Genomic DNA, 26,196 nt, shown 5'->3' with positions numbered 1-26,196 from the left:
GGTTAGGGCGGGCTCCACGTCAGGCCTGCCCGAAGCTCGGCAACACGAGCGACACCGTCGCGCCCAGTACGCAATCCGACGTCGAACGTCAGGTTATCGGCCATCGATGTGATAACGCCCACAAGCAGCGAATGCATCCTGACGCCCCCTGACGTGGCGCCGACCAGCCCCTCGAACACCGGTTCCAGTCTGCCATAACGTGGCCCCTCGACGATTAGCCCGAATAATCGTTCCCACTGACGCTCCCTGCTTCTGGCGAGGGTGGCGTTCACATGAATCGTCGCTTTCGACAGGCGCTGCGATACGATTCCGGCGCACACCATGCCGGCTCGCTCTCCAGCCTGCGTTGGCACCAAGAGCCCGCATTCGCTTGCGATGCTCAGTCCCTTTTCGCCCTGCAAAATACCTTCTCGATATACGTGCTTCAGCGATATAGCCGCATCTTCGAGTGCGGAGCCCGACGCGCCTGAAATGCCGCCAACGCGGGTGCGCAAGCGTCCTTCGAGCACCAGTTCACTGCCTGACGACAGGCCCGCGTTCATGACCAGTGCGGGGACAGACAAATATTTTGTTTCCCCATCGCGCAGCAGTCCCAGGTAGCCGAGCTCGAACTCCAGCTTTCCTTTGTCGGTGACTGCCGCATCGGTCCCGTCGAAAGGGCGCAGGGCCTTCGCCTGAGGCATGCAGCCGACCATCAAGGCTGACACCAGCAGAAAATGCTTCATCGAGCCCATGAATGCGCGGCCGCGCCGTCGATGGCCTGGACCTTACTGCTGCCTGGCCGGTTCGTTATCGGGCCTGGTCGCGGTGAGCCTGATCGCCGCCCGTACCGTTTTTGCCAGCTCCTGGGCTTTTCCCTGACCCCAGTAATGCAGGAACATGAGTCTTGGTTCCTCGCCCGTCATGTGCTGGTGGATCGCGACGATATTGATCCTGGCGCTCCTGAGCGACTTGAGCACGGCCTGCAGTTCGCTCTCGAGCACGGCGAAATCGCCATCGACGACAGCCTGCTGGTCGTTGCCGGCGAAACCCGCCCAGGTATTCACGCCCATCGCGTCTCCCATCGTCAACCCATGCATTTTCACGGACCGCCCGAAGCTCACCTTGTACATGCCGTTGTTGGCTTCACCCTTCTTTCCGAAAATCGCATCCAGCGGTGCGGCGGTGATGCGGCTCTCGGCCGGGACGCGCGCGAGCGGATAGGCCGTGGCCGGCGTGCTGTGGGCGGTCCGGACCCGTTCCGGCGCGTCGAACACTTTCTTGACCGCGGCCGCCATCGCGCCGGCATCTCCCATCCCGCCGACATGCATGAAATACAGGCGAGGTTGTTCGAAAAAGAAGTGGTTGTGAAGCGCAGTCACCTCGAGTCCGTTCTCCAGGGCGGCGTCGATTGCCGGCCCGACCTCGTCCTCGTACAGGACGTTGTCGCCCATGACCATCACTTCCCCCGGTTGGCCGGTCGGGGTAAAGCCTGCGTAAGAGGTGGTCCCGAGGAAAGGCGGCAGCTTCCAGCCGTCGACGGCCGCCATGCCCTGCCGCGGCTTGGTGAGCTTGTAGACGTTCTCCTTGGCGTTGTAGCTGGGTTTCATGCCCGTCGCCTGTGCAATGGGAGCGGGATCGAATGTGGCGGCTTGCGCAAGCACGGCAGGCGCCACGAGAATCAATGCGGCGCCAAGGATGCTAGTCTTGAACATGGGTCCTCCTTACGAATGCATGAGTGGGTAAAGGATCAGGCCAGCCGCTGCCGCGGCGGCGATGACGACCGGTTCCTGCAGCTTCTTGAAACGCCACAGCACGGCGATCGTGACCACTGCCAGCATAAGGGACGGCAGATCGGTGATCGAGCGCTTTGCCAGCACGACAACCGAGCCGGTAATCGCACCGACCGCTGCGGCGGTAATGCCGTCGACGAAGGCGACCACACCGGGCAACTTGCCGTAGCGCTTGAAATACGGCGCTGGAATGATGGTGAACAGATAGCAGGGAATGAAAGTCGCGAGTGCCGCGACTGTCGCGCCTGGCAAGCCGGCGATCAGGTAACCGATGAAGCCGACAGTGATCACTACCGGCCCCGGTGTGATCATCGCGACCGCCACCGCATCGACGAACTGCTTTTCGGTGAGCCAGTGGTGTTCCGTCACCACGCCGCCGTACAGGAAAGGAACGATCGCCAGGCCTGAACCGAATACGAACGCGCCGGCCTTGGCGAAGAAGACCGCGATCTGCGTCAGCTGGGACGTGTCCGCCGTGCCGAACAGGCTTGCCGCCAATGGCAGCTCCGCCACCGATACCGCGCGGAGCGTGCCCCTGCGGGCCCACTGCGGCGGCGCGCGCAGCAGCCAGACCAGCACGCCTCCAGCGATGAGTAACCACGCCACTTCGGATTCGGTAACGATCGTGACCGCCGCCAGGGTCAGGTAGACGGCCCACAGCAGCTTGTCCCTGCCGAGCGTCTTCTCGGTCAGCTTCTTCGAACTCATCGCGATGATGCCCGTGACCGCGGCGCCGACGCCGTAGAACACCGCCTGCATCCATGAGATGCCGCCAAAACGCACATAGGCCCAGCCGAGCGCCACGACCATCAGGAAGGAGGGCAGCACGAAGGCGAGGCCCGCCAGCGTCGCGCCGAGGATGCGGTAGTGCACGTAGCCCATGTAGATGCCGAGTTGGGCGGCCAGCGGTCCGGGCGCAAGCTGGGCCAAGGCCAGTCCTTCCTTGTAATCGGCTTCGGAAATCCAGCCGCGCTCGTCGACCAGGTCGCGCCGCATGTAGCCGACCAAGGCGACCGGTCCGCCGAAGCCCAGGGTGCCCAGGCGCAGCATGTACCGCACCATTTGCCACAAGGTGTAGCGGGGTTCGATGCTGTCGCCTGCGCTTGTGTTCATGCTGCTTTTTCTCCTGCAGAGAGCGGAGATGCCGGGGTGGATGAAAAATGGGCGTACAGCGCATCGAGGATCGATCCTGCCTGTTCGAGAAGTTCGTTGTCGTCGCGCGCACGCTGCCGCAGGCCAGCCAGCATGGCTTCAAAACCGGCGGCTTCGGCAACAAAGCCGTTACCGATATCCAGGACATGCACCAGCGCGCCGAGGCGTGCTAGCCCCTTGTCTCTGTCCAGGTTAAAACTGGCCAGCAGCACTTCGAATGTCACTTTGTCGCCGACATGGGTGAAAGCTGCGCCGTCGAAATCGAATCCCAGCGCGTCCGGCGGACAGTCGGCCGGGGAGTCCAGCCATACGAAATGTGCGTCGTGGTCGATGTGACGGCGGATGAGCCAAGCACTCGCGACCCGGTCCACCCAGAGCCGCCGCCGCGTTGCCCATAGGCGTCCCTGGTAATCCCGGATGTCGAGCCGCGCGATCGCCGCGGCGATGGCACACGGCTCGTCGGCAGTCAGTACCGCGTCGGCCAGCGCAGCGAATTCCTTCCAGGCTTGCTCGGCGCGCGCGCTGGCTTCGTTCGGAAAGTAATCGATCGACCGCAAGGCATCGTATTCGCGCCGCAGTTTGCGCAGCAACCTGGCAGCTTCCTGTGGGGTCGAGGTGCCGACGGACTTGCCGGTCTCGGCCAGCAAACCGGTCAGCTCGGTATAGCTCTGGCTGCGGTCGAACAAGGCCCGATAGCGCGTTTCCTCCTCAGCGTTTGACGATTGGACGTCCAGCAGCCATGCGTTTCCTCCTTCGCGCATCGTGTCGTCACCCAGTGTCGTCAGCTGCCGGTGCAGCGCCTCGTCCGCCGGGAGCAGGTAGGCGCCGTCGCGTAGCAAGCCGCAGCCGAGCGACTTCAGGCTCCGCCAGATACGCATGCGGGTCGTTGCGCTATTGGTGGGCAAGGAGACGATCAGAAGCAGCCACTTTTTCGATGTCATAGTCATTCGACAATGATAGCAGTGTGTAACAACATCTACATATTTTGTAGATATAAGCGTATATATCTTTCTCTTAAAGCAAAAAATATACTTGCACTGCCGTTTTCATTCGTTCACGTTTCCGACTCCTCTACCATCCTTACCGTGGCAGGGCTGGCGCTTGGGAAGGCGAAGCCTTGCTCGCCGCGAAACAGAATCCCGATAAGTTCGACGTCAGGGAAGTGTTCGGCGACTGACAGCAGATACAGAAAAAAGATTTGGCCGATGGCGCACGGTTCGACCAGATCTATCTAAAATAAGAAAGGGCAGGCCACCTGCCGAGGAGCGTTTCGTGGATTCTCTCGACGCCATCACCGCAGTGTTCGTCGTAGTACTGGTCATTGCCGCGCTGCGCAATCCGCTACGCCCATACGGAGCGGATAAGGACAAGCCCGATCAATGATCATGCCGGTAAGAGAACGCCCGCCAGCACGGTAAACAGGCCGACGACACGCGGCACCATGGCGAGATGACCACGACCGACCGCCCTAATACAACGCTTGCCATCGATCCTGATTACGCACTGGGCATCGAGATCGAACTCGGCACCCGGGCTGGGACTGCCTTCCCGGAGCAGCGCGGCGCCGGCTTCGCGCTCACGTGCCGCGTGCTGGCTGAGCCCGACCGGCGGCGTGCCCGCACCGTTGATCTGCCGCCGGGCACCAGTTGACAGCCGATAGGTTGCTGTAAACCCAACACTGGCAATGTGTCCTCATCCACAACAGGAGGACATATGCGAAGAAGCCTGGCCTTATTTCTGGTGTTGCCGTTGGTATCGGTCGCGCCAGTGCGCGCGGACGACGACCACCGACCGCTGCAGCCGATTCCTGCCGAGGCGCCTTGGATGACAGGTGCGCAGCTGCTGCAGAAGCTCAGCAAGCCTGCTGAGGCGATGGCGGCAGAAGACTATATCCGAGGGGTCTACGATGCGACCGAGCACAAGGACTGGTGCCACGCTGGCCCGAACGGAAAGGCTCTGGCCAAGCCGCGTCCCGTCGACCTCCAGGCGAAAGTGCGGGCCGCCTTGGGTGCGCTCGCGCCAGCGCAGCTTAAGCGGAACGCTGCCGAACTTGTGACCGAGGCCTGGCAGGACCAATGGCCGTGCCCGCCGGATGGGTGCTGCCATGGGTAAGCCGATCTATGCGGTCTTGGCTGCCCACTATCCCAAGAAGCCCAGGACTCCCAGCGACGGCGGGATGGACGCCGCAGCGCTATACCGAAGCATCGGTCACTCGGAATACGTCGAGAACATGTACATGCAGAACACCTGCGCTGTGCGAGTCAGCTTGGCCTTGCTCGGTGCCGGCATTCAACCGTTCCCGGGACATATGACGGTGAAAGCGGGTAAGTTCAAAGGGAAGCGGATCGAGCAAAGCCAGCAGCGACTATCCGATTTCCTGCAGAAGAGGCTAGGTCCGCCGGAGGTCTACCCCAGCGGCTACGAGGCCAGCCGCAAGATCGGCTCACGGCGTAGAATTGTGTCATTTTTCCGCCTGAACGGATCTTGGGATCCCCAGGGGTACATCGACCTGGTTGAGCCAGCGACGGCCGGCGGGCTGAAGTGCATGGGTACCTGTTATTTTTCAGCGCAGGAAGTGTGGTTCTGGCCGCTGCAGTAGCGGCCAGGAGGAATTGCGGCATTAGACCGTTCTTCTGCAGGACACACATAGCGACACAACGTCGCAAGTGGAGAATTTCGTTCCGTTGGAGCTAGAGCGGCGTACGTACGTAGACACCGCAACCGCCGCTTATCACCTTGGGCGTAAAACGCAGACAATGCGGGTATGGGCGTCGACGGAGAACGGCCCAGTACGTCCGATCCGGGTCAGATTCCAAAAAACAAAAAGCCCAGTCCGAAGACTGGGCTAAGTGCTTGAATTCTTGGGGTGGCTGATGGGACTCGAACCCACGACAACAGGAATCACAATCCTGGACTCTACCAACTGAGCTACAGCCACCACTGTCTTGCTTGCTATCTCGTTGTTGCCGAGACAGAACGAGATTATAGCGGCACCTTCCCTATCTGGCAAATCTAAATGTGCCCAGCAGTGCGCGGCAGCTCGAAGCTGGTCTCAGCTACCTTCGGATCGATGCCGATCAGGCTGTTGAACGCCGCCGACAGGGCGGTGGCGCTGGCGCTCGTATAGGCTTCCAAACGCGCCGGCGTCTTTGTCTCGACAGGACGCAGCAGGCCGCCGGCGTCCAGCAGGCGGCCCAGCTGGCGCGCGACCGCTTCGCCGGTATCGATCAGCGCCACGTCATGGAAGCCTTCGTCGGCGATCACCCGTTCGATCGAGGCCTGCACCAGCGGGTAGTGGGTGCAGCCCAGCACCAGGGTGTCGGCGCCCTGCGCCAGCAGCGGGGCGATGTAGCGCCTCAGCATGGTGAAGGTCTGCTGCGAATCGAGTTCGCCGAATTCGATCTGGTCGGCCAGGCCCTGGCAGGGCTGCAGCAGGAAGTGCGCGCCGGTGGTTTCCGCGACCTGGTCGCGCAGCTGCAGGAACTTGGCGCCGGCCAGGGTGCGCTCGGTGGCCAGCACGCCGACCTTGCCATTCCTGCTCGCCACCGCGGCCGGCTTCAGGCCGGGTTCGACGCCGACGATGGGCATCTCCGGAAAACGCGCGCGCAGCAGCTTCACCGCCGCCACGGTCGCCGTGTTGCAGGCCACGACCAGCGCCTTTGCTCCTTTCGCGACGAGGAAGCGGGCGATGGCGAGCGAACGTTCGGTCACCACTTCCTCGGGCTTGTCGCCGTAGGGGGCGAAGCCGGTGTCGGCCACGTAGATCAGGTGTTCGTGCGGAAGCTGGGCGCGGACGTGGCGCAGGACGGAGAGTCCACCGACGCCGGAGTCGAAGATGCCGACCGGGGCGTCGTGGAGCGGGAAGGGCAGATTCATGCAGCCATGGTAGCGCGTCAGCCGGAAGCTCTGCAAGGCCGATAAAAAAGCCGCCGCGGCTGGGCCGGGGCGGCTTCGTGCTGGTGGTATGCGCGCGTGGGCACGTGGTGCCCACCCTACGCTCTATACGCTATCAGGCGACGTTGACCGGAATACCCTTCAGCGACTCGATCTTCGCCGACCATTCCTTCGGACCGGTCTGGTGCACCGAGGTGCCGGTGGAGTCCACGGCGACGGTCACCGGCATGTCCTTCACTTCGAACTCGTAGATCGCTTCCATGCCCAGGTCTTCAAAGCCGACCACCTTGGCCGACTTGATTGCCTTGGAGACCAGGTAGGCCGAACCGCCAACCGCCATCAGGTAGGCCGACTTGTGGTTCTTGATCGCTTCGATGGCGGCCGGGCCGCGCTCGGCCTTGCCGATCATCGCGATCAGGCCGGTCTGCTCGAGCATCATGTCGGTGAACTTGTCCATGCGGGTCGCGGTCGTCGGGCCTGCCGGGCCGACCACTTCGTCGCGCACCGGATCAACCGGGCCGACGTAGTAGATCACGCGGTTGGTGAAGTCCACCGGCAGCTGCTCGCCCTTGGCCAGCATGTCCTGGATGCGCTTGTGGGCGGCGTCGCGGCCGGTCAGCATCTTGCCGTTCAGGAGCAGGGTCTGGCCCGGCTGCCATGCTGCCACTTCTTCCTTGGTCAGGGTGTCGAGGTTGACGCTCTTCGACTTCTGGGTGTCCGGGGTCCAGTTCACGTCCGGCCAGGTCGACAGCGCCGGCGGTTCGATGTAGGCCGGGCCGGAGCCGTCCAGCACGAAGTGGGCGTGGCGGGTGGCGGCGCAGTTCGGGATCATCGCCACCGGCTTCGAGGCCGCGTGGGTCGGGTACATGTTGATCTTCACGTCCAGCACGGTGGTCAGGCCGCCCAGGCCCTGGGCGCCGATGCCCAGCGCGTTGATCTTGTCGCACAGTTCGATGCGCAGCTCTTCCACCTTGTTCGAGGGGCCGCGCTGCTTCAGTTCGTACATGTCGATGTCTTCCATCAGCGACTCTTTCGCCATCAGCATCGCCTTCTCGGCCGAGCCGCCGATACCGATGCCCAGCATGCCCGGCGGGCACCAGCCGGCGCCCATCAGCGGCACGGTCTTCAGCACCCAGTCGACCAGCGAGTCGGACGGGTTCAGCATCACGAACTTGGTCTTGTTCTCCGAGCCGCCGCCCTTCGCTGCAACCTTGACGTCGACGGTGTCGCCCTCGACCAGTTCCATGTGGACCACGGCCGGGGTGTTGTCCTTGGTGTTCTTGCGCTCGAAGTGCGGGTCGGCGACGATCGAGGCGCGCAGCTTGTTGTCGGCGAAGTTGTACGCGCGGCGCACGCCTTCGTTGACGGCGTCGGTGACGGAACCGCTGAAACCTTCGAAGCGCACGCCCATGCCGATTTTCAGGAACACGTTGACGATGCCGGTGTCCTGGCAGATCGGGCGCTTGCCCTCGGCGCACATGCGCGAGTTGGTCAGGATCTGGGCGATCGCGTCCTTGGCGGCCGGGCTCTGCTCGGCCTCGTACGCGCGCGCCAGGTGCTGGATGTAGTCGGCAGGGTGGTAGTAGCTGATGTACTGGAGTGCGGCGGCGACCGATTCGATCAGGTCGTCCTGTTTGATGACAGTCATTTCGTTCTCGTTCAGGTTAGTGTTTGGTGTTGCTTGCGGTGTTGGTCATGATGTGGTCGGTGTAGGCGATCGCCATTGCCGACAACAGGAACACGACGTGGATGCTGGTTTGCGAAATCAGTACCTTCGGGTCGTAGGCGTTTGCGTTGATGAAGGTCTTCAGCAGGTGGATCGAGGAGATGCCGATGATCGCCATCGCCAGCTTGGTCTTCAGTACCGACGCATTCACGTGCGACAGCCATTCAGGCTGGTCCGGATGGTCCTCGAGGTACATGCGCGAGACGAAGGTCTCGTAGCCGCCGACGATCACCATGATCAGGAGGTTCGAGATCATGACCACGTCGATCAGGCCCAGCACGACCAGCATGATCGTCGTTTCGTTCAGCTTCTCGGGCAGCGGCGCGCCCGGCACGGCGACGGCCTGGAAGATGTGCTGCAGAGCGTCCGCGTTGCCCATCGCGGCCAGCACCAGGTCCTTCAGCTCGACCCAGAAGTGGAATACGTAGACGCACTGCGCCAGGATCAGGCCAAGGTAGAGCGGCAGCTGCAGCCAGCGGCTGGCAAACATGAAGTTGGCGAGGGCGCTGCGCTTGCGTGCCGCGGAAGAAGATTGCGGCGCGTAGGATTGCAAATCGGGCATCTGCGTTGAAGGCCAGTGTACGGCCGTGGTCAAGACAGCTCAACATTCTACACCCGGAACGGATAGCTGGCTTGCCCTTCGATGTTCCGGAAAGGTTGGTAGAATAATCTCGGGATGCCGGAAGGCGCGCCGCCGTGCTGCTACGGCAGAGGCTGGTCTGTAAGGGCTCAGTAAGCGAGCACGCATATGGTATGTGGCAAAGAAAACTACTATGGAGACTAGTATGGCTGAGAACGAGACCAATCAGGACCTGGAGCAGGGTGCATTGCACGAGCATCGCGTGTTCAACCCGCCTGCCGAATTCGTCGCCAAGGCAAGCATCTCCGGTATGGACGCATACCGCAAGCTGTGCGACGAAGCTGCGAGCGACTACGAGGGCTTCTGGGCTAGATTAGCCCGCGAGAACATCGACTGGCAGAAGCCGTTCACCCAGACCCTGGACGAATCGAACGCGCCGTTCTACAAGTGGTTTGCAGATGGACAACTGAACGCATCGTACAACTGCCTCGACCGCAACCTCACGAACGGCAACGCGGACAAGACCGCGATCATCTTCGAGGCCGACGACGGCCAGGTCACCCGCGCCACCTACCGCGAACTGCATGAGCGCGTCTGCAAATTCGCCAACGGCCTGAAGTCGCGCGGCATCAAGAAGGGCGACCGCGTCGTCATCTACATGTCGATGTCGATCGAAGGCGTGGCCGCGATGCAGGCCTGCGCCCGCATCGGCGCCACCCACTCGGTCGTGTTCGGCGGCTTCTCGGCGAAGTCCTTGCAGGAACGCGTCATCGACGCCGGCGCGGTGGCCATCATCACCGCCGACGAGCAGATGCGCGGCGGCAAAGCGTTGCCGCTGAAGGCCATCGTCGACGAAGCGATGGCGATGGGCGGCTGCGACACCATCCGTGACGTGATCGTCTACAAGCGTACCGGCGGCAACATCAACTTCCAGGAAGGCCGCGACCTGTGGCTGCACGACCTGGTGGACAATCAGCCGGCCGAGTGCGAGCCGGAGTGGGTCGACGCCGAACACCCGCTGTTCATCCTCTATACCTCCGGCTCGACCGGCACGCCGAAGGGCGTCCAGCACAGCACTGGCGGCTTCCTGCTGTGGGCCGCGCTGACGATGAAGTGGACCTTCGACATCAAGCCGGACGACGTCTACTGGTGCACGGCCGACATCGGCTGGGTCACCGGCCACACCTACATCTGCTACGGCCCGACCGCGGTCGGCGCCACGCAGATCGTCTTCGAAGGCGTGCCGACCTACCCGAACGCCGGCCGTTTCTGGGAAACCATCGCCAAGCACAAGGTCTCGATCTTCTACACGGCGCCGACCGCGATCCGTTCGCTGATCAAGATGTCGAACGCCGACGAGAAGCTGCATCCGAAGAGCTTCGATCTGTCCAGCCTGCGACTGCTGGGCACGGTGGGCGAGCCGATCAATCCGGAAGCCTGGATGTGGTACTACAGGAACGTCGGCAACGAGCGCTGCCCGATCGTCGACACCTTCTGGCAGACCGAGACCGGCGGCCACATGATCACCCCGCTGCCGGGCGCGACCCCGATGGTGCCGGGTTCCTGCACCTTGCCGTTGCCGGGCATCATGGCCGCCATCGTCGACGAAGCCGGCGCCGACGTGCCGAACGGGCAGGGCGGCATCCTGGTCGTGAAGCGTCCGTGGCCGTCGATGATCCGCACCATCTGGAACAACCCGGACCGCTTCCGCAGCGCCTACTATCCGGACGAACTGGGCGGCAAGTATTACCTGGCCGGCGACGGCGCGATCCGCAACAAGGACACCGGCTACTTCACCATCACCGGCCGCATCGACGACGTCCTGAACGTCTCGGGCCACCGCATGGGCACGATGGAAATCGAATCGGCCCTGGTGGCGCACGACATGGTGGCGGAAGCCGCCGTGGTCGGCAAACCGGACGAAACCACCGGCGAAGCCGTGTGCGCCTTCGTGGTGCTGAAGCAGGCGCGCCCGACCGGCGACGAAGCCAAGGCACTGGCGGCCGAGCTGCGCAACTGGGTCGGCAAGGAGATCGGTCCGATCGCCAAGCCGAAGGAAATCCGCTTCGGCGACAACCTGCCGAAGACGCGAAGCGGCAAGATCATGCGCCGCCTGCTGCGCGTGCTGGCCAAGGGTGAGGCCATCACCCAGGACGTGTCGACGCTGGAGAATCCGGCGATCCTGGAGCAACTGAAGGAATCGGCGTAAAACGTCGGCGTGGGCACGGGGTGCCCACCCTACCGAGTCATGTAGGGTGGGCTCCCCGAGCCCACGCACACCCATTAACAGCAGAGTTGACGCCGCATCGTGCAAACGCTGCGGCGTTTTTTATTCCTCGCCGGGCTGCTTGAACAGCGCATCGAGCTCGGCCCGCTTGCTGGCGACCGCCGCGCGCCCGCGCTTGCCCGCGAACTCTTCCTCGATATTGTCGCGATAAAAACTCCAGGCCGCGCTCGAGGTCGAGAAGCGCCGCCAGGTCTCGCTGCCGACGCCGGAGTAGTCGATGGCGCTGCCGTCGTCGAATTCGACCCGCAGGATGCGTTCCCTGGGGTCGTAGCCGATGGCGCGGAGTTTGCCGGCGTTGATCTTTTTCATGTCCATAATCGTTACCCTTAAACATCGTTCCCGCGACGGTATCAAAGCTTCTCCAGCTGCTGCCTAGCATACCCGGCGCCACTCCCGCCCGGCGCCAGCTCCAGGTAGGTCTTGTAGGCGGTCCTGGCCTTGTCCGCCTGGCCGGCCCGCGCATACGCATCGCCCAGGTTCATGTAGGCGATCGCCCGCGACGGATCCATCCTGATCGCATTCTCGAACCAGCGCGCCGCCTCGGCGAACTTGTCCTGCTTGTAGAACACGAAGCCGAGGTTGTTGGCCGCCAGCGCAAAATTCGGCCGCAGTTTCAAGGCCTCTGTGAACTGGGTCTCGGCCTGGACGTACTGCTTCTCCTTGTAGAGCTGGAGGCCGTGGTCGTTGGCGCGCTGGGCCTGCTGGCGGCGCGATACCGGCACCGCGGCAGGTGCCTTGATGGTTGCCGTGCCGCCCTGCAGGTCCTTCACCACCACGGTCAGGGGAGCGCCCGTCGCATGCGACCGGCTTTTCGCGTCCAGCTTCGTGTTCAGCGCGATCGCATCGTTCGACAGCTGGGCCGTGTTCGTATTCAGGAACTCGGTCTCTTCCGGCAGTTCGAACACGAAGTCGCCGCCCTCCGAGCCCGGCAGGCTGCCGAAGGCCGGGGTCTGCTTCGACACGCTGGATACCGCCGGCGCCACATAGGCGGCCAGCTCGGTTGCCGTGATCAGGCCGTCGCCGTTCAGGTCGGCCTTGCCGCCCAGGCCCTGCAGCAGGGTCCAGGTGAAGATGGAGTGGCCGTTCGGGCCGCCGTCCGAGACCAGCTGGTCGCCGCCGCCGGCGGTCAGCATCTGGCGGCCCAGACGGCGCCCGTTCTCGCGCAGGAAGGCCGCGTTGGCGCCGCCGCGCGTCAGCCCCAGGCCGCTGTAGCAGGCGTCCATCACGAACAGCTCGTGCTTGGCCGGCAGGCTCTCGGCGATGTTCTGGATTTCCGTCATCGGGATCCCGTCGAGGGCCAGGTTGTCCGGGTCGGCGTCGGAGGGAACGATGTAGCCGAGGTCGCGGCCCGAGCTGAGCTTGCGCGTTGCGCCATGCCCGGCAAAGAACACGAAGACGCGGTCGTTCGGCTGCAGGCCGCCCGCATTCTTGCCGCGCTCCAGCAAATCGTGGAACGCGCCCAGGATGCCGGCGCGCGTCGCCTGTTCGTTCTTCAGCGTGATCACGCGTTCGGGCGAAAAGCCGAACTTTTGCACCAGAAGCTGTCCCACGCCCTCGGCGTCGCGCACGGCGTATTGCAGGCGCGGCCACTTCTTGTACTCATCGATACCGACGAGGATCGCCCACGAGTTGGCATACCCGGTGGCAGCCGCGCGCGCCACGGGAACGGGAGTGGCCGAGCCGCCGACCGGAGCGTCGGCCGCCTTGAAGGTGCTGCCATCCCAACCGGCGAACTGGTAACCCTCGGCCGCCAGCTTTTCCAGCACCAGCGGCAGCGCCTTCACGGTACGCTCGTGGATGTCGTGGAACAGGATGATGCCGCGGCCTTCCTTGTCGACCGAACGCAGCACCCGCTCCGCGATCGAGGACGGCACCGGGTCGGCCCAGTCGAGCGAATCGATATTCCACATCACCGACTTCAGGTGCGCATCGGCCAGCATGTGCATGCCTTCCTTGTTGCGCGCGCCGTAGGGGAAGCGGAACAGGGCCGAGCGTTGCGGGTCGACGGCGCGGAGCAGGGCATCGGTGCCGAGGATCTCGGCCTTCAGGCCATCGCCGCTCTGCTTCGACAACTGCGCGTGCGTCAGGCTGTGATTCGCCAGCACGTAGCCGGCCGCCTTCAGCTTGCGGCTGACCTCCGCGCCGGCGCCGAGGTGGGCTGCGCCGTTCGCATCGAGCGAGCCGAGGTTGCGGCCGACGCTGAAGAACACGGCCGGCGCATCGTACTGCTTGAGGATGGCGGCAATCTCCTCGCTGTAGCGGCGGTGCGGGCCGTCGTCGAAGGTCAGCACCACGGTCTTCTTCGGCAGCGCCTTGCCGAAGATCTCGTCTTCTTCTTTCTGCGGCTGCCGGGACTGGGGCGGCGAGATCGGCTCGGCCGGTTCCGGTTTCGACGACTCACTCGCCGGATAAGGCATGACCACGCCGTAATCCTTGAGGATGCGGTCGCGCTGGTACATCGTCTTCAGGTAGGCGACGTAGCTGTCCCACTTCTCCCGCTTGAGGGCGATCGAGCGCGACTCGAAGCGTCCGAACACCGCATGGATCTCCTTCTCGTAGTTGCGCTCGATCTCGGCCAGCGCGTCGAGGTCTTCGGAGACGCGCTTGTGCAGCTTGATCGCCGGCAGCGACGAATCCTTCGCCACCTGGCCGAGCAGCGACTGCATCAGTTCGCGGAAGGCCAGGCGGTCGGCGTCGTACAGGCCCTCGTTCGACTCGACGTAATCGAGCAGGCTGCCGACCGCCTCGAAGCGGCGCGGATCGCCCGACGCCAGCAGCTTGACGAGCGCGTCGTCGATCTTGCCGATGCGCTCCTGGTTCTCGTGGAACAGCTGCTGGCCGACTTCATGGGTCTGCGCCCGGGCGGCCGGCGACAGTCCGTCTTCATCGAACGTCAGCACGATCACCTTGCGGTAGGCGTCCAGCATGTAGCGCATGTCGGCCGAGATGGCGCTGACGTCGATCGCCGGCCCGGCCTCCCGGGACGCGGGCGCGCCCGGCTTGCGCGAGACGACGAAGCTGCCGGTGGCGGCACCGGCGGCCGCGACGGCGAAGATGACGACATAGAGGACTTTGCGTTTCACGGCGGTGGTGAAAAGTTTTAATCTAGCAACAGTATCACCACTCCGCTGGTCTGGAACACGGAAAAGCGCAAGCACCGGCGGACGCGACGAAAAAAGCCGCCTCGCGGGCGGCCTGTGTCACTTAACAACGTCATCCCCGCGCAGGCAACAAGGTCATCCCCGCGCAGGCGGGGATCCAAGGCTCTTTACGACGAGGACAGCACGAAGGTATTGCCGTCCGGATCGCGGAACTTGGCGAACGAGCCCCACGGCTGCACGGTCGGCGGCTCGCTGAACTCGACCCCGCGCGCGCTGAGCTGGCGGTAGGTAGCTTCCACATTGTCGCAGGCAAAGGATCCGTTGAAGAAGGTGCCGATGCGGTCTTCCTGGCCATCCGGCGTGAACAGCACGACGCGGGTGCTCGAGTGCGCCACGCGCAGCTCGATCCAGCGCTTGCCCGGGCCCATCGGCTGGTCGGTGGAAATCTCGAAGCCGAGCTTGTCGGTGTAGAAGGCGAGGGCGCGGTCCTGGTCGGAAACGGGGATGCTGACGAACTTCAGTTGGGTGATCATGGATGGACATCCTGTTGTACTTGTAATGGGTGTGATTATCGTGGCACCATCGGCATCCGTGTGCTTTTAAACACTATAGTATCCATGACTACCCGCCAGTCCTCGCTCGACACCTATGTCTTCGACGTCCTCATGCCCGATCTGGTCGGCCACGACCGCCGCCCGGCCGCCTTCGTGGTGTACCTGTTCCTGCTGCACAGCGCCCAGGCCCTGGGCCGCGACCAGGTGCCGGCCAGCCTGCAGACGATCGCGGTGAAGACGGGGCTGTCGAAGTCGGCGGTGCAGGTGGCGCTGCGGCACCTGAAGCGGCGCGGGCTGATCGGCGTGGAAGAGACAGGCTCGCAGGTGAATCCGGTGCGCCATGTGCTGAGGCCGTGGAGGCGGCGGCTGGAGGTCGCCGCGTGACGCTTGAACGCTTGCTCTTGTACTGCTGGGAATCCTTGTTATAATAGGCGGCTTCGTAGCAATACGAGCACCATCAGGAGAGATGGATGAGTGGTTTAAGTCGCACGCCTGGAAAGCGTGTATAGGTTCATAGCCTATCGGGGGTTCGAATCCCCCTCTCTCCGCCAAGACACTAGTATTCATGCGGGTTTCAGGGCACTTCCTGGTTTCTACCCACACTTCTACCCATGTTTCAGAGCTTATAGCCGAGTAGGCTTAAGCTCGCGCGCATCGCTGCTCTCAAGCAAGAAAAATTCTTGGAAAGTTGTAAGATTTTTCCTACAGCAATGCTGGATTCATACTTATACGTGCAAAAAAGCAAAGGTTTTAAAATTACCTTAAGCGGGATTGCGCCCGCACTTTTCTTGCCGAGTTTGTATGTTTCCTCACTCCGCCCCGCGCGAAGTACTTTTCATTTGTTCCAGCAACGCTGATCGCAGCATCATGGCTGAGGCTATTCTGCGCGCCTCGGGGGCAGGCTATATAAACGCCCATAGCGCCGGCCTGCGCCCGACGGGTACCGTAAACTCTTTGGCATTGCGCGAACTGGGGCGGCGCGGATACCCAACGGACGGATTGTCCAGTAAACCACTTAGCATCTTCCTCAGCGGCCAAGGTCAATCAATTGATCACGTCATTTTTCTTTGCCGAAAAGCAGCTTCGGCGCAGACGTGGGAATGGTCGGCCACGCAAAAAGTAGCGATATGGGATATACCTGAGCCAAGTGTTGCCCAAGGCAGCGATCAGGACATCCAAGCGGCCTTCGCTTATACCTGCGACGCCGTAGAACGCGCGATACGCGGTTTTTGTGAGGAATGCTTGCTCGATCAAGGTATCGGTACTCAAGCGGCGCTTTCGGCCTCTATGAAGGCGGGGCAAGAGGACACGGTGCGGCTGGGGACAAGCCCATCAATCAACGAAACGAAGGCCTTAACTGCGGGGGCAAGTGCCTAGGCAGCGCGGTTGCGCCACATGCGCCCGTCATCCTGCTGAGCGACTCAGAATCGAGGCTGACGAGGTCAACAATTCCAAAGGAATCAGTGCGGTTTGTTTTCCTTCGATATTCGGTCCAGCTCCCGTTGATGCCATTCTGCAACCGGAATTTCTTCACGGTTGAGCAATATTTGATAGCTGAAATCTTTCATTAAGATCGAAGATAAAATGCAGAGATCATAAGGTAGGCTAATGAAGCTGTTGATCAACCGCATCGATTCCTCAAACGTTTTTCGTTTGCGTTCTTTCCCGTAAATGACTTTGCCTTCTATTTCGATCATTGGCTTGTAATGGGTATAGAAGTTTCTCTGTGCAACTAGCTCTTTCAACGTTTGATAGATTTGCCCGCTTTTATCAAAGTTGTAACTTGGTAGGAATGACTTTGGTGCAAGTAGCCATTTATCCTCGAATTTGGCGCGCTCCCATACTTCATACAGTTCAGAAATATTTTCGTCGTGAAAGCGCAGAATCAGGATCTGGTTTATGAGTGCCTCGCAAAGGGCATGGCTCATAAATAGGACTGATACAAACAGCTTCGACATCCTGTTGCTGAACTTCTCAGAAAATTGGTTCTGGTATGCAATCTGAATGCCCTGTCGCGCCATCTCCTCCATAGATTCGACTGGCTGGTGAGGATTCCGGGCAATCAGGTCTGATCGCGCTGCTTGATACTCGTCCTCGTAGTCCTCAATAGGCTTCGGTGAAAACGTAGCCATATCATTCCTGAGTTCAACATACTCATGCCACAGGGAGCGGAGCACGTCTGATATGTATCGATGTTCTGCGGTCATGCTGTATCCATTTGGCATGGCGGGCCTATTGAGCAAAGTTTATGTGCGAACGTTTATTCAGGGGTACTTGAGTGTACAAGTTGCGTTGAAACAATGGCAAGGGACTTCCGGTCTCAAATCGTCCTTGAACTCAGGCCGAGCAGGGCTGCCCACCGTCCAGTACCAGCACATAACCCTGTAAAGCCTTCAGGTCGCCCGTCATCGCACAGTGGTACATCGCCAGCGTCAGGGCGCTCAGGCGCTCTAATTCCAGCGTCAGCAACTCGTCGGTCACTTGGGCGATGACAGCGTGGCCCAGCCCGCTCCGCGGCGCGAAGAAGGCGCTGAGCGGCTTCGGTAGCCGAGCTTGATGGCGATTTCGGAATAGGTGTGCCCGGCTTTGCGCATCTTGTGTGTATCGCGACGGAATCGACTGCCGCGGGCAGCTCAATGAGCTGGTCCGCCTCGGTTCATCGTCCGTTACACGGTCGCTGAATGGGCGTTGCTCAGGTGGCGAAATCGGCGGACGATTAGTCGCCGCACCACACGGAAAAGGCATCCGTCCACCGGGTCCGTTCGATGCCGGTGCGTTAACGGTGAATTGCCGGAGGACGTGCGTGACATCACGCCAGCGACACGCTCTGATTCACTGATTTACTGATTCACTGATTCACTGATTCAAAACCCTTCGCCCCCGGCTGCGCCGGTAGGGTCGCACTGAGTACCTGACCGACCGCTACAGTGAGCGCAGCGAGCGGACGCGAAAGGCGATCAACCGACAAATCGAAAAGCTGTAGAGCGTCGTTAGCCTGGCTATTTTTACCGATAGCGGGGCGGCTGCCAAAGGCCATGCCGCGTCGCATTATGGCCAGCCCCGTTGCTATTTGGCGCGATTGTTACTGGCATCCAGGCCGAGCAGCGCCGCGCGCTGGTCCAATATCAGCAGATAGGCTTTAATCGCCCCGAGGTCGCCCGCCATGGCACGGTGGTATATCGCCAGCGTCAGGGCGTTCAGACGCTCTAATTCCAGCGTCAGCAGCTCGCTGTTCGCGTCGGCGATGACAACGTGGGCCAGGCCCCTTCGCAGCGCGAAAAAGGCGCCTGAGCGGCTGCGATAGCCGAGATGGACGGCTATTTCGGAGTAGGTGTGCCCGGCTTTGCGCATCTGAAGTGCCGCGAGCTGCTTACTGGCAGCACACAGCCGCCGTTGGGACGTTTTGCTTTCCCCGCGCCTCACGTTAGACCCCTGTGCCGACACCGTTATCGCGGCGTGCCGGCTTCGTGAAAAGACCGTCGGCTTCCCCCGACGGGGTTGAGAGCTGGCCTTGATCGAGGGCCACGAAGGTCGGCGCGGCGCTGCGGCCTGTGGCGTGATAGGAAGCGGGCAGCATATGGGTGGGAATGGTCATCGAAGAAGTAGCGGCAAGGTAGGCGAACTGGTTGTGGGCGTGGTGGCGAGTGGAGAGCGGCATAGCGGCACAGTTTGTGAAACAGACCTGGCGAAACTGTGAACCCTACAGAGCATGGGGTTCTCGTCCGCCAGGTCATGGACGGACGGCCTAGACCCGTTTCGGCATCGGCTTCGTCATCGTCTTCACGAATGCGCTCGGCGCTTTGTACGGCACGGGCACTGGCAAGCCGAGCACCGCCAGCAAAGGCGCCGGGTTTTGCAGATGCGGTTCCAACAGTACGCTCAGGACCTCGTCTTTCAGCGCGTGGCCTTGCAAGGTGGCGAAGGCGCGTTCAAGCGCCAAGCAGTTCGCAAAGCGGTAGGTATCGAGCATGGTGGCCTTCGTCACCAGGCCATAGCGTTTTCCGACCTTGTCGTGGAAGTCGGCCAGCATGCCGCGCAGTTTGGCCTTGTTCCCGTACAGCTCGGAGCCGATCATGCGACCCTTCACCAAGGGCAGGACGAGGATGTGGCAGTGCGGTGCCGCCTCGTCGCGGTGGGTCACCGCGCTGAGGATCGGGGCGTTGAAGTGGCTCTCGGTCCACTTCACCGCGTCCATGAAAACCGCATCTTGCAGCTTGGCTTCCATTTTGGGCGGCAAGCTGACCAGGACTTCCAAGCCGAGGACGGCATCCTTCCTCAGGCTACCGATACCGGCCTCGCGCATCAGGCGCTGCGCGAGCCGGGCGACCTCCACCGCTTCGCATGGGCCGGCAATCACCTGGTTGAGGTGGCTGCGGCGGCTGTCGATCTTGGTAGCGGGGGAACGCCATTCGGCAGCGATCTCGCGCAAGTTGTGGCGCGCGGCCACCTCGATGATGTTTTTTTCTTTCAGCCGTTTGAGCGACACGAATTGGTGGTGGCTCATGGCCTAGACCCTCCCGACGTAGGTATAACGGCGCACGCGGACGAGTTTGCCGAAACGGGTGGGGACACGCTCCCAGCTTGCCAGGAACAGGTAGCCCTGGGCGCGCAAACCCGCGATGGTGGAGGGGAGCACATGGTCGCCGAGCACCTCGGCCTCGAAGCGGTTCAGGCTTTTCCCGGCCCGCATCACGCGCAGGATCGTCTCGACCTTGTTGATCGACACTTCTGCCATATCGCGCATTTTGTCCATGTTACTTACCCCCGTTAACGAGGGTAGCGATGTCCTCGGCGCGCCACGCGGTCACGCGGGTCGAGAGCTTGACGCCGGCCGGGTAGCGACCGGCCTTGACGCCAGCCCACCAGGTCGATTTCGAGACGGGGAAGAGTTTCAGGACCGCGGGCAGGCGCAGGTAGCCGGAGGTCGGGAAAGAGTCGCTCATGATTTCCTTTCAGTCGGATGTTGATGGACATCTTGGTGTCCGGTAGGGACTGAAAGGATTCTGAAAGACGAGTGTCAAGCAACGACGTTAGTTGGCAATGTTGTTCATTTTTCGCCGTTGATGACGTTATAAATGGCCGTACGGCTGACCCCATATTCGTACGCTAAACTTTTGATTAAGCCATAAGTTGAACCGCTTTTTTGGGCATCCCGATAGCATAGGATGATCCTTTTTTGTGCTGCGGCTTTCAGCAGCCCGTTTTTTTTCCTGTTCTTCGCGTTCGTCTCCGATTGTTTAACAGCCTGGTTGAGGGCGTCGAAAATCGGCACGTCGCCATATTCCTGGGCGAAGATACAAGCTCGCAGCAGTTTCACGGCCTGCTGCTCCGACTCGGTCGGGTCATACTTTTCTACCAAGCCGCAAAAACCTACTGCTTCGTCATCGTGGTACAAACCGGCCGCGTCAGCGTCCAAGCGCCAGGCCGGTGACATGCCGCGCTTCCGATATTCGGCCAAAATGCGGTCGGAGGCCATCGGGATACGAGCGGCCACATTCGAAAGTTCTGACGCGGCGCTGGTCCGCAACTGCGCGACGAGGGTGAGACGGGCGCGGGTGGACGTTGCTTTGCTCATGCGCACAGCGATGTGAGGATCAGCGAAAAAAGGTTGCGCCATCCTGACTGCCTGCTCGACGCCTAATCGCCGGCGCCGTACCGGCGCATGTGTCGGATTGTTTTTAACCTCTTTGGCTGCTGCCTGATCATCCTGGGCAGCTTCAGGTCCTGCTTGATCTTGTTTTTCCACGCCACCGTCTCGCTTTCAGTTTGAATTGTGTAATGACCGCTTAAGCCGGTTCACGCACACGGATAGGCACGACTTCGCCCATCGTCTCGCCCTTCTTGGCGCAATGAGTAGCCCATGCTTCCATTAGCGCGCGCCGCTTTTCAAAAAGGTCGCTCCTGAAATAGGCTGCTTCCGTCGAGTCCTTGACGGTGTGAGCCAAGGCTGCCTCGCATACTTCGCGCGGGTAGGACGTGCGCTCGGCCGACCAGTCTCGGAAGGTCGAACGGAATCCGTGCGCGGTGAACGTATAACCGAACCGGCGCAGCAGCATGGTGAAAGCCATGTTGCTTAACATGCGACCTTTTTGGTTGGCGAATACCAGCTCGGAGCCAGCGTCACGTCTGCGGGCCAGGATTTCCAAGCAGCGCGGGGCCAGGGGAATACGGTGTTCGCGCGACGCCTTCATCCTTTCAGCAGGGATCACCCAGCGTTTTTGGGCGAAGTCGATTTCGGACCAGCGCGCCCCAAGGACTTCGCCCGTACGGGCCGCTGTCAAGATGAGGAACTCGAAGGCGTCCCGGACCGCTTCTTCGGCCCCCGACATGCGAACGGCCTCGATGACTTCATTGACCATCAGGTAGGGGCATGCCTCGAAATGCTTGGGCTTCTTGGCCTCGCTCGCACTGGGCAGCGCGCGGCTGATCTGATCCCACATATGCGGGTCATGGTTTTGGCGATAATCGCGTGCGGCAGCCCAATCCAGTACCGCCCTGATGCGCTGGCGCACGCGGGTAGCAGTCTCTGGCTTCGTGGTCCAGATTGGCTCCAGCGCCCGCAGCACGTCGGCTTTGGACACGGACGTGACATCCTTTTTCCCGAACACCGGGTAGGCGTATGTCGCGAGAGTGTTAATCCATTGATCGCCGTGTTTAACATTCTTCCAGGACGACCGCTTCAGCACATGAAGCTCGGCCGCGCATTCCTCAAAAGAGCGACGCTGGGCGGCGGCCAACATGATTTTGGCGTGCTCGGCATTACGGTGGTCAATGGGGTCGATTTTTTGGGTCAGCAGCTTGCGGTAGCCCTGGGCCATTTCGCGGGCCTGTGCGAGGCTATAAAGCGAAGCGGAGCCAAGACCCATTTCCCTGACACGTTTATTCAAGGTATAGCGCAGCACCCAGGATTTTGCACCTGAGGCCGACACCTGCAAATACAGGCCGTCGCCATCGCCGTAATAGCCCGGTTTCTTCTTCCCGCTGATGGCCAAGGCCGTGAGTTTGTTCCGTTCTCTACCCACACTTCTACCCATGTTTGGAAACTGGATTTCAGTGTACTCTGATGAATCTTATTGGACAATGAGATTTTGGTTTTCCTTTAAATACAATGGTTTAGGAGGACTTTATTGGCCGAGGATGGACGGAATGGACAACGGTTATAAAGACCCTCTCTCCGCCAAAGTCAAAAAAACCTTTAAAATCAAGAACTTATAGATTTTAAGGCGTCGAGGTTGGTAGCATTTTTGGTAGCAAAATCAAAAATGCTTAACCTTCCGATCTACCTCCGTGGTAGTTCATACTACATACACACACGCGTTGCCGGTAGGCAATTCAAGCGTTCTCTTCAGACAAATGATAAAATCACAGCAATTTTTCGTGCTGTAAAAATCATGGAGTTGATTTTGTCAAAGACAGTCAAGCCTGAGGATTTCGACCTCAGTGCCACAAAAAACTATGAAATTGACCTGTCTAGGGGTGTTTTTCGTGCTGACGGTCCTGAGGACCATCAGATGATGATGGATGCTTTAAACAGCATTCAAAGCATCAAGCAAAGTGTTTTTCATGCAGACACGGACAAAGCATCGATTTTACCAAAACGAAAAATAGGTTTAACTATGCCTGAAGTTTTGGATAAATTTTTCTTGGTAAAATCCCACCTGTCGCAAGCAACTCATCACTCATACACAAAAGCAGTGAATGAATTTTCATCGTTTTTGAAAAACCCAAGTATTTTAAATATCAGTGTATTTGATGTTACGAAATATCAGGAATATTTAGCACAAAAGAAAAATACAACTCGAACTATTGACAATAAGATTTCGGTTCTTCGAACAGTATTCAATTTTGCGATTAAACAAGGATATATGAACTCGGAAAACCCAGCAAAGGAAAGAGCTTTGCAGTCAGGTAAGAGTAAAACTCAGTCGGGTTATGGTATCTTCGAAGCATCGGAGATCAAGCAAATTTATCACTCAGATTTCTTTACGAAGTCTCGCACTGAAGATCCTGATTACTATTGGGTCTTAATCTTGGCGTTGTTGACTGGTTGTCGAATTTCCGAAATAACCTCACTCAAAAAAGAACAATTTAAAATCACTGAGAGTGGAGTTAATTACATCAAAATTGTTGATAGTAAAACCCAAGCTGGTGAGCGTTGTATTCCTATTTCTTCCAATCTGCTTAATGCAGGGTTGGCTGAATTTATCAAAGATAAAGACGATAAAATATTCAAATATAATCTGCGGTTGGGTAAAGGTTCAGGAAATGCGGTTGGCAAGAAATTCAAGCGTCATTTGGAAGAAGTAAAAATCAAAGGCGATAAACTTGTATTTCATTCTCTCCGTAAATTCGTAAATGATTTTCTGTTAGAAAATGAAGTTCCATATGAGGTTCGATGCCAATTTATGGGACATGAGGTTGATGACATTAATATCAAGATTTATACAAGAAAAATTACCGTTGATAATATTTTCGCACTGCTACAACGGTCTTTATTCAAGCTCGAAATGCTGACGGGATTAATTCAGACAAAATTCTAAATATATATTTTTCGATTAAAAGGACCTCCATGTGAGGTCTTTTTTTTTGGTCTTTAATTTGCTTGCAAATTAATGACCCGGCTGCCGCAGGCGAATTGATTATTTCGGCTTGATTTCTTTGCTTGATCCATTATCAATATTGGGCAATAGTTTTAATTTGGCAGTTTCCAATTCTTCGGAAAGCTTTTTGTTTTTCTCTTCTTTTGCCTCAAGCTTTTCTTTCATACTTTCATAAGCATCGGTTTTTTCCACCTGCAATTTTTGTAGTTCAAGCGTTAGCTTGTGGTTTTCTTTTTCTAACCTTGCTCGCTCTGCTTTTGATTCTTTTTCCTGTGCCTCAAATGCTTTTTTGGCTTCCTGTTTTGCAAAATATAATGCAATGTGATAAATGGCCTTATCTTTAATTTGATTAAAAAGATTCTTGTATTTAGCTTTATAAGCCTTTGCTCTTTGCACAAGGCTATTTGCTTCTGCCTTTTTTTCGTTGGCTTCTGCCAATATGGTATTTGCCTGCATTTCATTATTAAATGCAGTTTTTTGGTTGGCTGACTTTGTTAGCCACTCGTCCCGCGTGTCTCTTGTTCTTCGTGGCCCATATTTTAGGTATTTTACCTTCTTCATATGAGCCTGATATTTATCTTGATAACTCGACATCGCCTTCTTGTAGACCTGATTTTCTCTAAGCTTCAGTGACTTCAATTGTTCTTTGTCGGTGCTTTTGTATTCCTGCTTATGTTTTTTCTTGAATTCATCAGTGGCTCGAAAACCATCATGTAGCTTTTTTGCTGAGCCTTTATCGTTTACTGCGTAAAAATGTAAATGTGGGTGGCCTTCGTCAAAATCCAATTTCACAACTTTCAGATTTTCGGCATATTCATTTTTAATAAATTCCAGAGTTTCATGCATCCATACCTGGAAACGATCAGATTGTATGCAATCCTCCATTGTTTGATCTTCTTCCCTCTTGAAGCTCGCCACGCCTGCAAGCAGTAGGCTTGCATCGGCTCTGAGCTTCCTGCCTAACTCATCTTTGTTTTCTTCTCTGACTTTTTCGCAGTAACTTTCAATATCAGATAATCGAAATTGTCTGCCAAGTGTTTCTTCATTTTGATAAAGATAAATAATCTCGTCCTGCGGATCTTTAATGTGGGAGCAAAAATCAGGCTCCCTCATACCTTCGGCAATAATCGAACTGATGGTGCCTTTGGTTTTTTTCTGTTCGACGTTAACCAAATTACCATCTGTTCCTTTAACTTTTTTCACTCGTGTTTTTTTACTTTCAACGAGTGAATAAGTATCCACATGAATAAACTGTGCTGTCATTTCTTTGCCTTTGTTTTTGTTCTTGTTTTTGGCTTTTGCCTTTGGCTCCACGCAGTGGCCGCATTTACCGCAGGTAAATATAGTCGGTACTATATTTATTAAAACAAAAATAAAAACGAAGTCAACAAACAAAAAAACCACCTTGAGGTGGCTCGATAATTTTAGGGCTAGTCAAATTCTACTAGCTTCAACTAGAATACAGTAACCTAGTCAATTTCTACTAGGTTCTAGTAGATATCAACTAGGTCGATCTTTGGAAAGCCCCATGTTTACTGAGTTCTTTTTCTCTCTCTTATTATATTAAACGGCTTCGCACTTTGAGTTAAATTCCAGGCTACTAAAAAGCTAGTAAAAAACTTGACTTTCTAGTTAGATTTACTATATTTGAGTAAATTTTACTAGGTGGATTAAAATGGATGTTATGGATATTGAAGAAACTATTGCGACTTTTACGGATGAAGAAGCTTCTGAAAGTGATGTTTTAGAATTCAATAAAATTCTAAATATCAACAAAGGATATGTAAAAAGTCGTGACTATATAATTTTGCATAAAATTTATACGCCAGAGCAAAAAATTAAATTCATGAACTTTCTTGAGGTAGTTTATCAAAAGAAGGGGGTGGAAGTTAAGACCTCGAAATATGATAGCAAACCATATGTTCAAACTTTCTTCAACGATTTTTTGGAGTTTTTAAACGCCAATAATCTAACTCAGAATGAGTTAAAGATGTGTTTGGCTATTTATTCCATCCTAAGTGAAAGCAACACTTACGGAAATATTTTACTGAGTTTTAATAATAAGGATCTATCAGCTAAAACGAAGATTGATGTTTCGAACATTTCAAAAGTGATTAAATCATTAGAGGCAAAAAAGGTCTTGGTTAGAAGAGATCAAACTTTATATTTGAATTATAATTATTTTTTTCGTGGTGATAAAATTAAATACGATTCTTATAAAAAGATTTATGACAATGTTTGACCTAAGTAATTTCAATTGCTGTTTATTCCGACTTCGTATTTCCCACCTTAGGAAGCCTATGCGGCTTCAGCCTACCCGCCAAGGGACCTAAGCTCCGCATTAAATTAATCGTATAAACTGTTTATATCGTTTTTTACGGTCTAGTGTGTGGTAACATCTTTGGTAGCAAAATTCATCGAGTTTTCTTCTTTAATCAGCTACCAACCAATTGATTTTAAGGCGGATTTTAAGAGAGGGAAGGTCTACAGACCTCTCTCCGCCAAGACAAGAGTAGAAAAAGAGGCGTCG

Annotated in this window: 27 protein-coding genes and 2 tRNA genes; 9 read left to right on the top strand and 20 right to left on the bottom strand. The window is 57.6% G+C overall.

Going from position 1 to position 26,196, the window contains the following annotated elements; genetic code table 11:
* Window positions 1-2: 2 nt before the first annotated feature.
* From ACI48D_RS04980 to ACI48D_RS04965, 4 genes are read right to left on the bottom strand one after another with little or no spacing between them, the layout of a single operon-like run.
* On the bottom strand, window positions 3-734 hold the full coding sequence (locus ACI48D_RS04980; RefSeq protein ID WP_435570103.1) for a hypothetical protein: 732 nt from the start codon (window positions 732-734) through the stop codon (window positions 3-5).
* A gap of 33 nt (window positions 735-767) precedes the next feature.
* Window positions 768-1,694, bottom strand: coding sequence for a DUF1259 domain-containing protein (locus ACI48D_RS04975; RefSeq protein WP_435570102.1), 927 nt, complete (start codon window positions 1,692-1,694; stop codon window positions 768-770).
* Window positions 1,695-1,703: 9 nt separating this feature from the next.
* Entirely contained in the window at window positions 1,704-2,885 is a 1,182-nt protein-coding gene (locus ACI48D_RS04970; protein WP_435570101.1) for a chromate transporter, read from the bottom strand.
* Window positions 2,882-3,871, bottom strand: a complete 990-nt coding sequence (locus ACI48D_RS04965; RefSeq protein ID WP_435570100.1) for a chromate resistance protein ChrB domain-containing protein — start codon at window positions 3,869-3,871, stop codon at window positions 2,882-2,884. The genes ACI48D_RS04970 and ACI48D_RS04965 overlap by 4 nt, the downstream gene beginning before the upstream one ends.
* A gap of 502 nt (window positions 3,872-4,373) precedes the next feature.
* Here ACI48D_RS04965 and ACI48D_RS04960 point away from each other — a divergent pair.
* The 3 genes from ACI48D_RS04960 to ACI48D_RS04950 all read left to right on the top strand — a co-directional run bounded on the left by ACI48D_RS04960 (window position 4,374) and on the right by ACI48D_RS04950 (window position 5,523).
* Window positions 4,374-4,574 carry a hypothetical protein gene (locus tag ACI48D_RS04960; RefSeq protein ID WP_435570099.1) on the top strand — a complete coding sequence of 67 codons (201 nt, stop codon included), beginning with the start codon at window positions 4,374-4,376 and terminating at the stop codon, window positions 4,572-4,574.
* A gap of 63 nt (window positions 4,575-4,637) precedes the next feature.
* The gene (locus ACI48D_RS04955) at window positions 4,638-5,036 is read left to right on the top strand and encodes a Rap1a/Tai family immunity protein (protein WP_435570098.1); all 399 of its coding nucleotides are present in this window, start codon (window positions 4,638-4,640) and stop codon (window positions 5,034-5,036) included.
* The gene (locus tag ACI48D_RS04950; RefSeq protein ID WP_435570097.1) at window positions 5,029-5,523 is read left to right on the top strand and encodes a T6SS effector amidase Tae4 family protein; all 495 of its coding nucleotides are present in this window, start codon (window positions 5,029-5,031) and stop codon (window positions 5,521-5,523) included. The genes ACI48D_RS04955 and ACI48D_RS04950 overlap by 8 nt, the downstream gene beginning before the upstream one ends.
* A gap of 263 nt (window positions 5,524-5,786) precedes the next feature.
* On the opposite strand, the gene ACI48D_RS04945 is transcribed toward ACI48D_RS04950, so the two are convergent.
* The 4 genes from ACI48D_RS04945 to ACI48D_RS04930 form a co-directional block, all read right to left on the bottom strand.
* A tRNA-His gene (locus tag ACI48D_RS04945) sits at window positions 5,787-5,862 on the bottom strand.
* 74 nt (window positions 5,863-5,936) lie between these two features.
* Window positions 5,937-6,800 (bottom strand): glutamate racemase, encoded by an 864-nt coding sequence (gene murI, locus ACI48D_RS04940; RefSeq protein WP_435570096.1) that lies wholly within the window; start codon window positions 6,798-6,800, stop codon window positions 5,937-5,939.
* A 133-nt stretch (window positions 6,801-6,933) separates the two neighbouring features.
* Entirely contained in the window at window positions 6,934-8,466 is a 1,533-nt protein-coding gene (locus tag ACI48D_RS04935; RefSeq protein ID WP_435570095.1) for a fumarate hydratase, read from the bottom strand.
* 16 nt (window positions 8,467-8,482) lie between these two features.
* Window positions 8,483-9,034: a YqhA family protein gene (locus ACI48D_RS04930; protein ID WP_435570240.1), complete on the bottom strand. Its 552-nt coding sequence runs from the start codon at window positions 9,032-9,034 to the stop codon at window positions 8,483-8,485.
* 295 nt (window positions 9,035-9,329) lie between these two features.
* Here ACI48D_RS04930 and acs point away from each other — a divergent pair, with 295 nt between their 5' ends.
* Window positions 9,330-11,333 (top strand): acetate--CoA ligase, encoded by a 2,004-nt coding sequence (acs, locus tag ACI48D_RS04925; RefSeq protein WP_435570094.1) that lies wholly within the window; start codon window positions 9,330-9,332, stop codon window positions 11,331-11,333.
* Window positions 11,334-11,453: 120 nt separating this feature from the next.
* Here acs and ACI48D_RS04920 read toward each other — a convergent pair whose 3' ends face one another.
* The 3 genes from ACI48D_RS04920 to ACI48D_RS04910 all read right to left on the bottom strand — a co-directional run bounded on the left by ACI48D_RS04920 (window position 11,454) and on the right by ACI48D_RS04910 (window position 15,045).
* Entirely contained in the window at window positions 11,454-11,720 is a 267-nt protein-coding gene (locus ACI48D_RS04920; RefSeq protein WP_435570093.1) for a KTSC domain-containing protein, read from the bottom strand.
* Window positions 11,721-11,761: 41 nt separating this feature from the next.
* On the bottom strand, window positions 11,762-14,494 hold the full coding sequence (locus ACI48D_RS04915) for a polysaccharide deacetylase family protein (protein WP_435570092.1): 2,733 nt from the start codon (window positions 14,492-14,494) through the stop codon (window positions 11,762-11,764).
* Between the two features lie 185 nt (window positions 14,495-14,679).
* Window positions 14,680-15,045: a VOC family protein gene (locus ACI48D_RS04910; RefSeq protein ID WP_435570091.1), complete on the bottom strand. Its 366-nt coding sequence runs from the start codon at window positions 15,043-15,045 to the stop codon at window positions 14,680-14,682.
* 84 nt (window positions 15,046-15,129) lie between these two features.
* Here ACI48D_RS04910 and ACI48D_RS04905 point away from each other — a divergent pair, with 84 nt between their 5' ends.
* The 3 genes from ACI48D_RS04905 to ACI48D_RS04895 all read left to right on the top strand — a co-directional run bounded on the left by ACI48D_RS04905 (window position 15,130) and on the right by ACI48D_RS04895 (window position 16,443).
* On the top strand, window positions 15,130-15,450 hold the full coding sequence (locus ACI48D_RS04905; RefSeq protein ID WP_435570090.1) for a helix-turn-helix domain-containing protein: 321 nt from the start codon (window positions 15,130-15,132) through the stop codon (window positions 15,448-15,450).
* A 76-nt stretch (window positions 15,451-15,526) separates the two neighbouring features.
* Window positions 15,527-15,617: transfer RNA gene (locus ACI48D_RS04900), tRNA-Ser, on the top strand.
* Window positions 15,618-15,867: 250 nt separating this feature from the next.
* The gene (locus ACI48D_RS04895; RefSeq protein WP_435570089.1) at window positions 15,868-16,443 is read left to right on the top strand and encodes an arsenate reductase ArsC; all 576 of its coding nucleotides are present in this window, start codon (window positions 15,868-15,870) and stop codon (window positions 16,441-16,443) included.
* Window positions 16,444-16,526: 83 nt separating this feature from the next.
* Here the strand turns inward: ACI48D_RS04895 and ACI48D_RS04890 are convergent, their stop codons facing one another.
* The 8 genes from ACI48D_RS04890 to ACI48D_RS04855 all read right to left on the bottom strand — a co-directional run bounded on the left by ACI48D_RS04890 (window position 16,527) and on the right by ACI48D_RS04855 (window position 22,058).
* Window positions 16,527-17,273: a hypothetical protein gene (locus ACI48D_RS04890; RefSeq protein WP_435570088.1), complete on the bottom strand. Its 747-nt coding sequence runs from the start codon at window positions 17,271-17,273 to the stop codon at window positions 16,527-16,529.
* Between the two features lie 130 nt (window positions 17,274-17,403).
* Window positions 17,404-17,547 carry a hypothetical protein gene (locus tag ACI48D_RS04885; RefSeq protein WP_435570087.1) on the bottom strand — a complete coding sequence of 48 codons (144 nt, stop codon included), beginning with the start codon at window positions 17,545-17,547 and terminating at the stop codon, window positions 17,404-17,406.
* Between the two features lie 585 nt (window positions 17,548-18,132).
* Window positions 18,133-18,417 (bottom strand): hypothetical protein, encoded by a 285-nt coding sequence (locus ACI48D_RS04880; RefSeq protein WP_435570086.1) that lies wholly within the window; start codon window positions 18,415-18,417, stop codon window positions 18,133-18,135.
* A gap of 394 nt (window positions 18,418-18,811) precedes the next feature.
* Window positions 18,812-19,570 (bottom strand): plasmid recombination protein, encoded by a 759-nt coding sequence (locus ACI48D_RS04875; protein WP_435570085.1) that lies wholly within the window; start codon window positions 19,568-19,570, stop codon window positions 18,812-18,814.
* Window positions 19,571-19,573: 3 nt separating this feature from the next.
* Entirely contained in the window at window positions 19,574-19,819 is a 246-nt protein-coding gene (locus tag ACI48D_RS04870; RefSeq protein ID WP_435570084.1) for a helix-turn-helix domain-containing protein, read from the bottom strand.
* Between the two features lies 1 nt (window position 19,820).
* Entirely contained in the window at window positions 19,821-20,009 is a 189-nt protein-coding gene (locus tag ACI48D_RS04865; RefSeq protein WP_435570083.1) for a helix-turn-helix transcriptional regulator, read from the bottom strand.
* Window positions 20,010-20,113: 104 nt separating this feature from the next.
* The gene (locus ACI48D_RS04860) at window positions 20,114-20,812 is read right to left on the bottom strand and encodes a hypothetical protein (protein ID WP_435570082.1); all 699 of its coding nucleotides are present in this window, start codon (window positions 20,810-20,812) and stop codon (window positions 20,114-20,116) included.
* Window positions 20,813-20,852: 40 nt separating this feature from the next.
* A complete protein-coding gene (locus ACI48D_RS04855; protein ID WP_435570081.1) occupies window positions 20,853-22,058 on the bottom strand; it encodes a tyrosine-type recombinase/integrase in 1,206 nt (401 codons plus the stop codon).
* A 270-nt stretch (window positions 22,059-22,328) separates the two neighbouring features.
* On the opposite strand from ACI48D_RS04855, the gene ACI48D_RS04850 reads away from it, so the two are divergent.
* Window positions 22,329-23,606 (top strand): phage integrase, encoded by a 1,278-nt coding sequence (locus tag ACI48D_RS04850; RefSeq protein ID WP_435570080.1) that lies wholly within the window; start codon window positions 22,329-22,331, stop codon window positions 23,604-23,606.
* A gap of 99 nt (window positions 23,607-23,705) precedes the next feature.
* Here the strand turns inward: ACI48D_RS04850 and ACI48D_RS04845 are convergent, their stop codons facing one another.
* Window positions 23,706-25,061: a hypothetical protein gene (locus ACI48D_RS04845; RefSeq protein WP_435570079.1), complete on the bottom strand. Its 1,356-nt coding sequence runs from the start codon at window positions 25,059-25,061 to the stop codon at window positions 23,706-23,708.
* A gap of 289 nt (window positions 25,062-25,350) precedes the next feature.
* On the opposite strand from ACI48D_RS04845, the gene ACI48D_RS04840 reads away from it, so the two are divergent.
* Window positions 25,351-25,908 carry a hypothetical protein gene (locus ACI48D_RS04840; RefSeq protein ID WP_435570078.1) on the top strand — a complete coding sequence of 186 codons (558 nt, stop codon included), beginning with the start codon at window positions 25,351-25,353 and terminating at the stop codon, window positions 25,906-25,908.
* Window positions 25,909-26,196: the final 288 nt, after the last annotated feature.

The sequence above is a fragment of the Massilia sp. LXY-6 genome (genome assembly GCF_051233485.1).
Lineage (GTDB): Bacteria > Pseudomonadota > Gammaproteobacteria > Burkholderiales > Burkholderiaceae_D > Telluria.
The sequence above is the reverse complement of the archived record's forward strand: the minus strand, read 5'-3'. Positions and strand labels throughout refer to the sequence as shown.

Excerpts from the sequence above, each read along its gene's own strand:
- ACI48D_RS04980 (WP_435570103.1), bottom strand. The coding sequence starts at position 734 with ATGGGCTCGATGAAGCATTTTCTGCTGGTGTCAGCCTTGATGGTCGGC.
- ACI48D_RS04975 (WP_435570102.1), bottom strand. The coding sequence starts at position 1,694 with ATGTTCAAGACTAGCATCCTTGGCGCCGCATTGATTCTCGTGGCGCCT.
- ACI48D_RS04970 (WP_435570101.1), bottom strand. The coding sequence starts at position 2,885 with ATGAACACAAGCGCAGGCGACAGCATCGAACCCCGCTACACCTTGTGG.
- ACI48D_RS04965 (WP_435570100.1), bottom strand. The coding sequence starts at position 3,871 with ATGACTATGACATCGAAAAAGTGGCTGCTTCTGATCGTCTCCTTGCCC.
- ACI48D_RS04960 (WP_435570099.1), top strand. The coding sequence starts at position 4,374 with ATGACCACGACCGACCGCCCTAATACAACGCTTGCCATCGATCCTGAT.
- ACI48D_RS04955 (WP_435570098.1), top strand. The coding sequence starts at position 4,638 with ATGCGAAGAAGCCTGGCCTTATTTCTGGTGTTGCCGTTGGTATCGGTC.
- ACI48D_RS04950 (WP_435570097.1), top strand. The coding sequence starts at position 5,029 with ATGGGTAAGCCGATCTATGCGGTCTTGGCTGCCCACTATCCCAAGAAG.
- murI (WP_435570096.1), bottom strand. The coding sequence starts at position 6,800 with ATGAATCTGCCCTTCCCGCTCCACGACGCCCCGGTCGGCATCTTCGAC.
- ACI48D_RS04935 (WP_435570095.1), bottom strand. The coding sequence starts at position 8,466 with ATGACTGTCATCAAACAGGACGACCTGATCGAATCGGTCGCCGCCGCA.
- ACI48D_RS04930 (WP_435570240.1), bottom strand. The coding sequence starts at position 9,034 with ATGTTTGCCAGCCGCTGGCTGCAGCTGCCGCTCTACCTTGGCCTGATC.
- acs (WP_435570094.1), top strand. The coding sequence starts at position 9,330 with ATGGCTGAGAACGAGACCAATCAGGACCTGGAGCAGGGTGCATTGCAC.
- ACI48D_RS04920 (WP_435570093.1), bottom strand. The coding sequence starts at position 11,720 with ATGAAAAAGATCAACGCCGGCAAACTCCGCGCCATCGGCTACGACCCC.
- ACI48D_RS04910 (WP_435570091.1), bottom strand. The coding sequence starts at position 15,045 with ATGATCACCCAACTGAAGTTCGTCAGCATCCCCGTTTCCGACCAGGAC.
- ACI48D_RS04905 (WP_435570090.1), top strand. The coding sequence starts at position 15,130 with ATGACTACCCGCCAGTCCTCGCTCGACACCTATGTCTTCGACGTCCTC.
- ACI48D_RS04895 (WP_435570089.1), top strand. The coding sequence starts at position 15,868 with ATGTTTCCTCACTCCGCCCCGCGCGAAGTACTTTTCATTTGTTCCAGC.
- ACI48D_RS04890 (WP_435570088.1), bottom strand. The coding sequence starts at position 17,273 with ATGACCGCAGAACATCGATACATATCAGACGTGCTCCGCTCCCTGTGG.
- ACI48D_RS04880 (WP_435570086.1), bottom strand. The coding sequence starts at position 18,417 with ATGCGCAAAGCCGGGCACACCTACTCCGAAATAGCCGTCCATCTCGGC.
- ACI48D_RS04875 (WP_435570085.1), bottom strand. The coding sequence starts at position 19,570 with ATGAGCCACCACCAATTCGTGTCGCTCAAACGGCTGAAAGAAAAAAAC.
- ACI48D_RS04870 (WP_435570084.1), bottom strand. The coding sequence starts at position 19,819 with ATGGACAAAATGCGCGATATGGCAGAAGTGTCGATCAACAAGGTCGAG.
- ACI48D_RS04865 (WP_435570083.1), bottom strand. The coding sequence starts at position 20,009 with ATGAGCGACTCTTTCCCGACCTCCGGCTACCTGCGCCTGCCCGCGGTC.
- ACI48D_RS04850 (WP_435570080.1), top strand. The coding sequence starts at position 22,329 with ATGCTTAACCTTCCGATCTACCTCCGTGGTAGTTCATACTACATACAC.
- ACI48D_RS04840 (WP_435570078.1), top strand. The coding sequence starts at position 25,351 with ATGGATATTGAAGAAACTATTGCGACTTTTACGGATGAAGAAGCTTCT.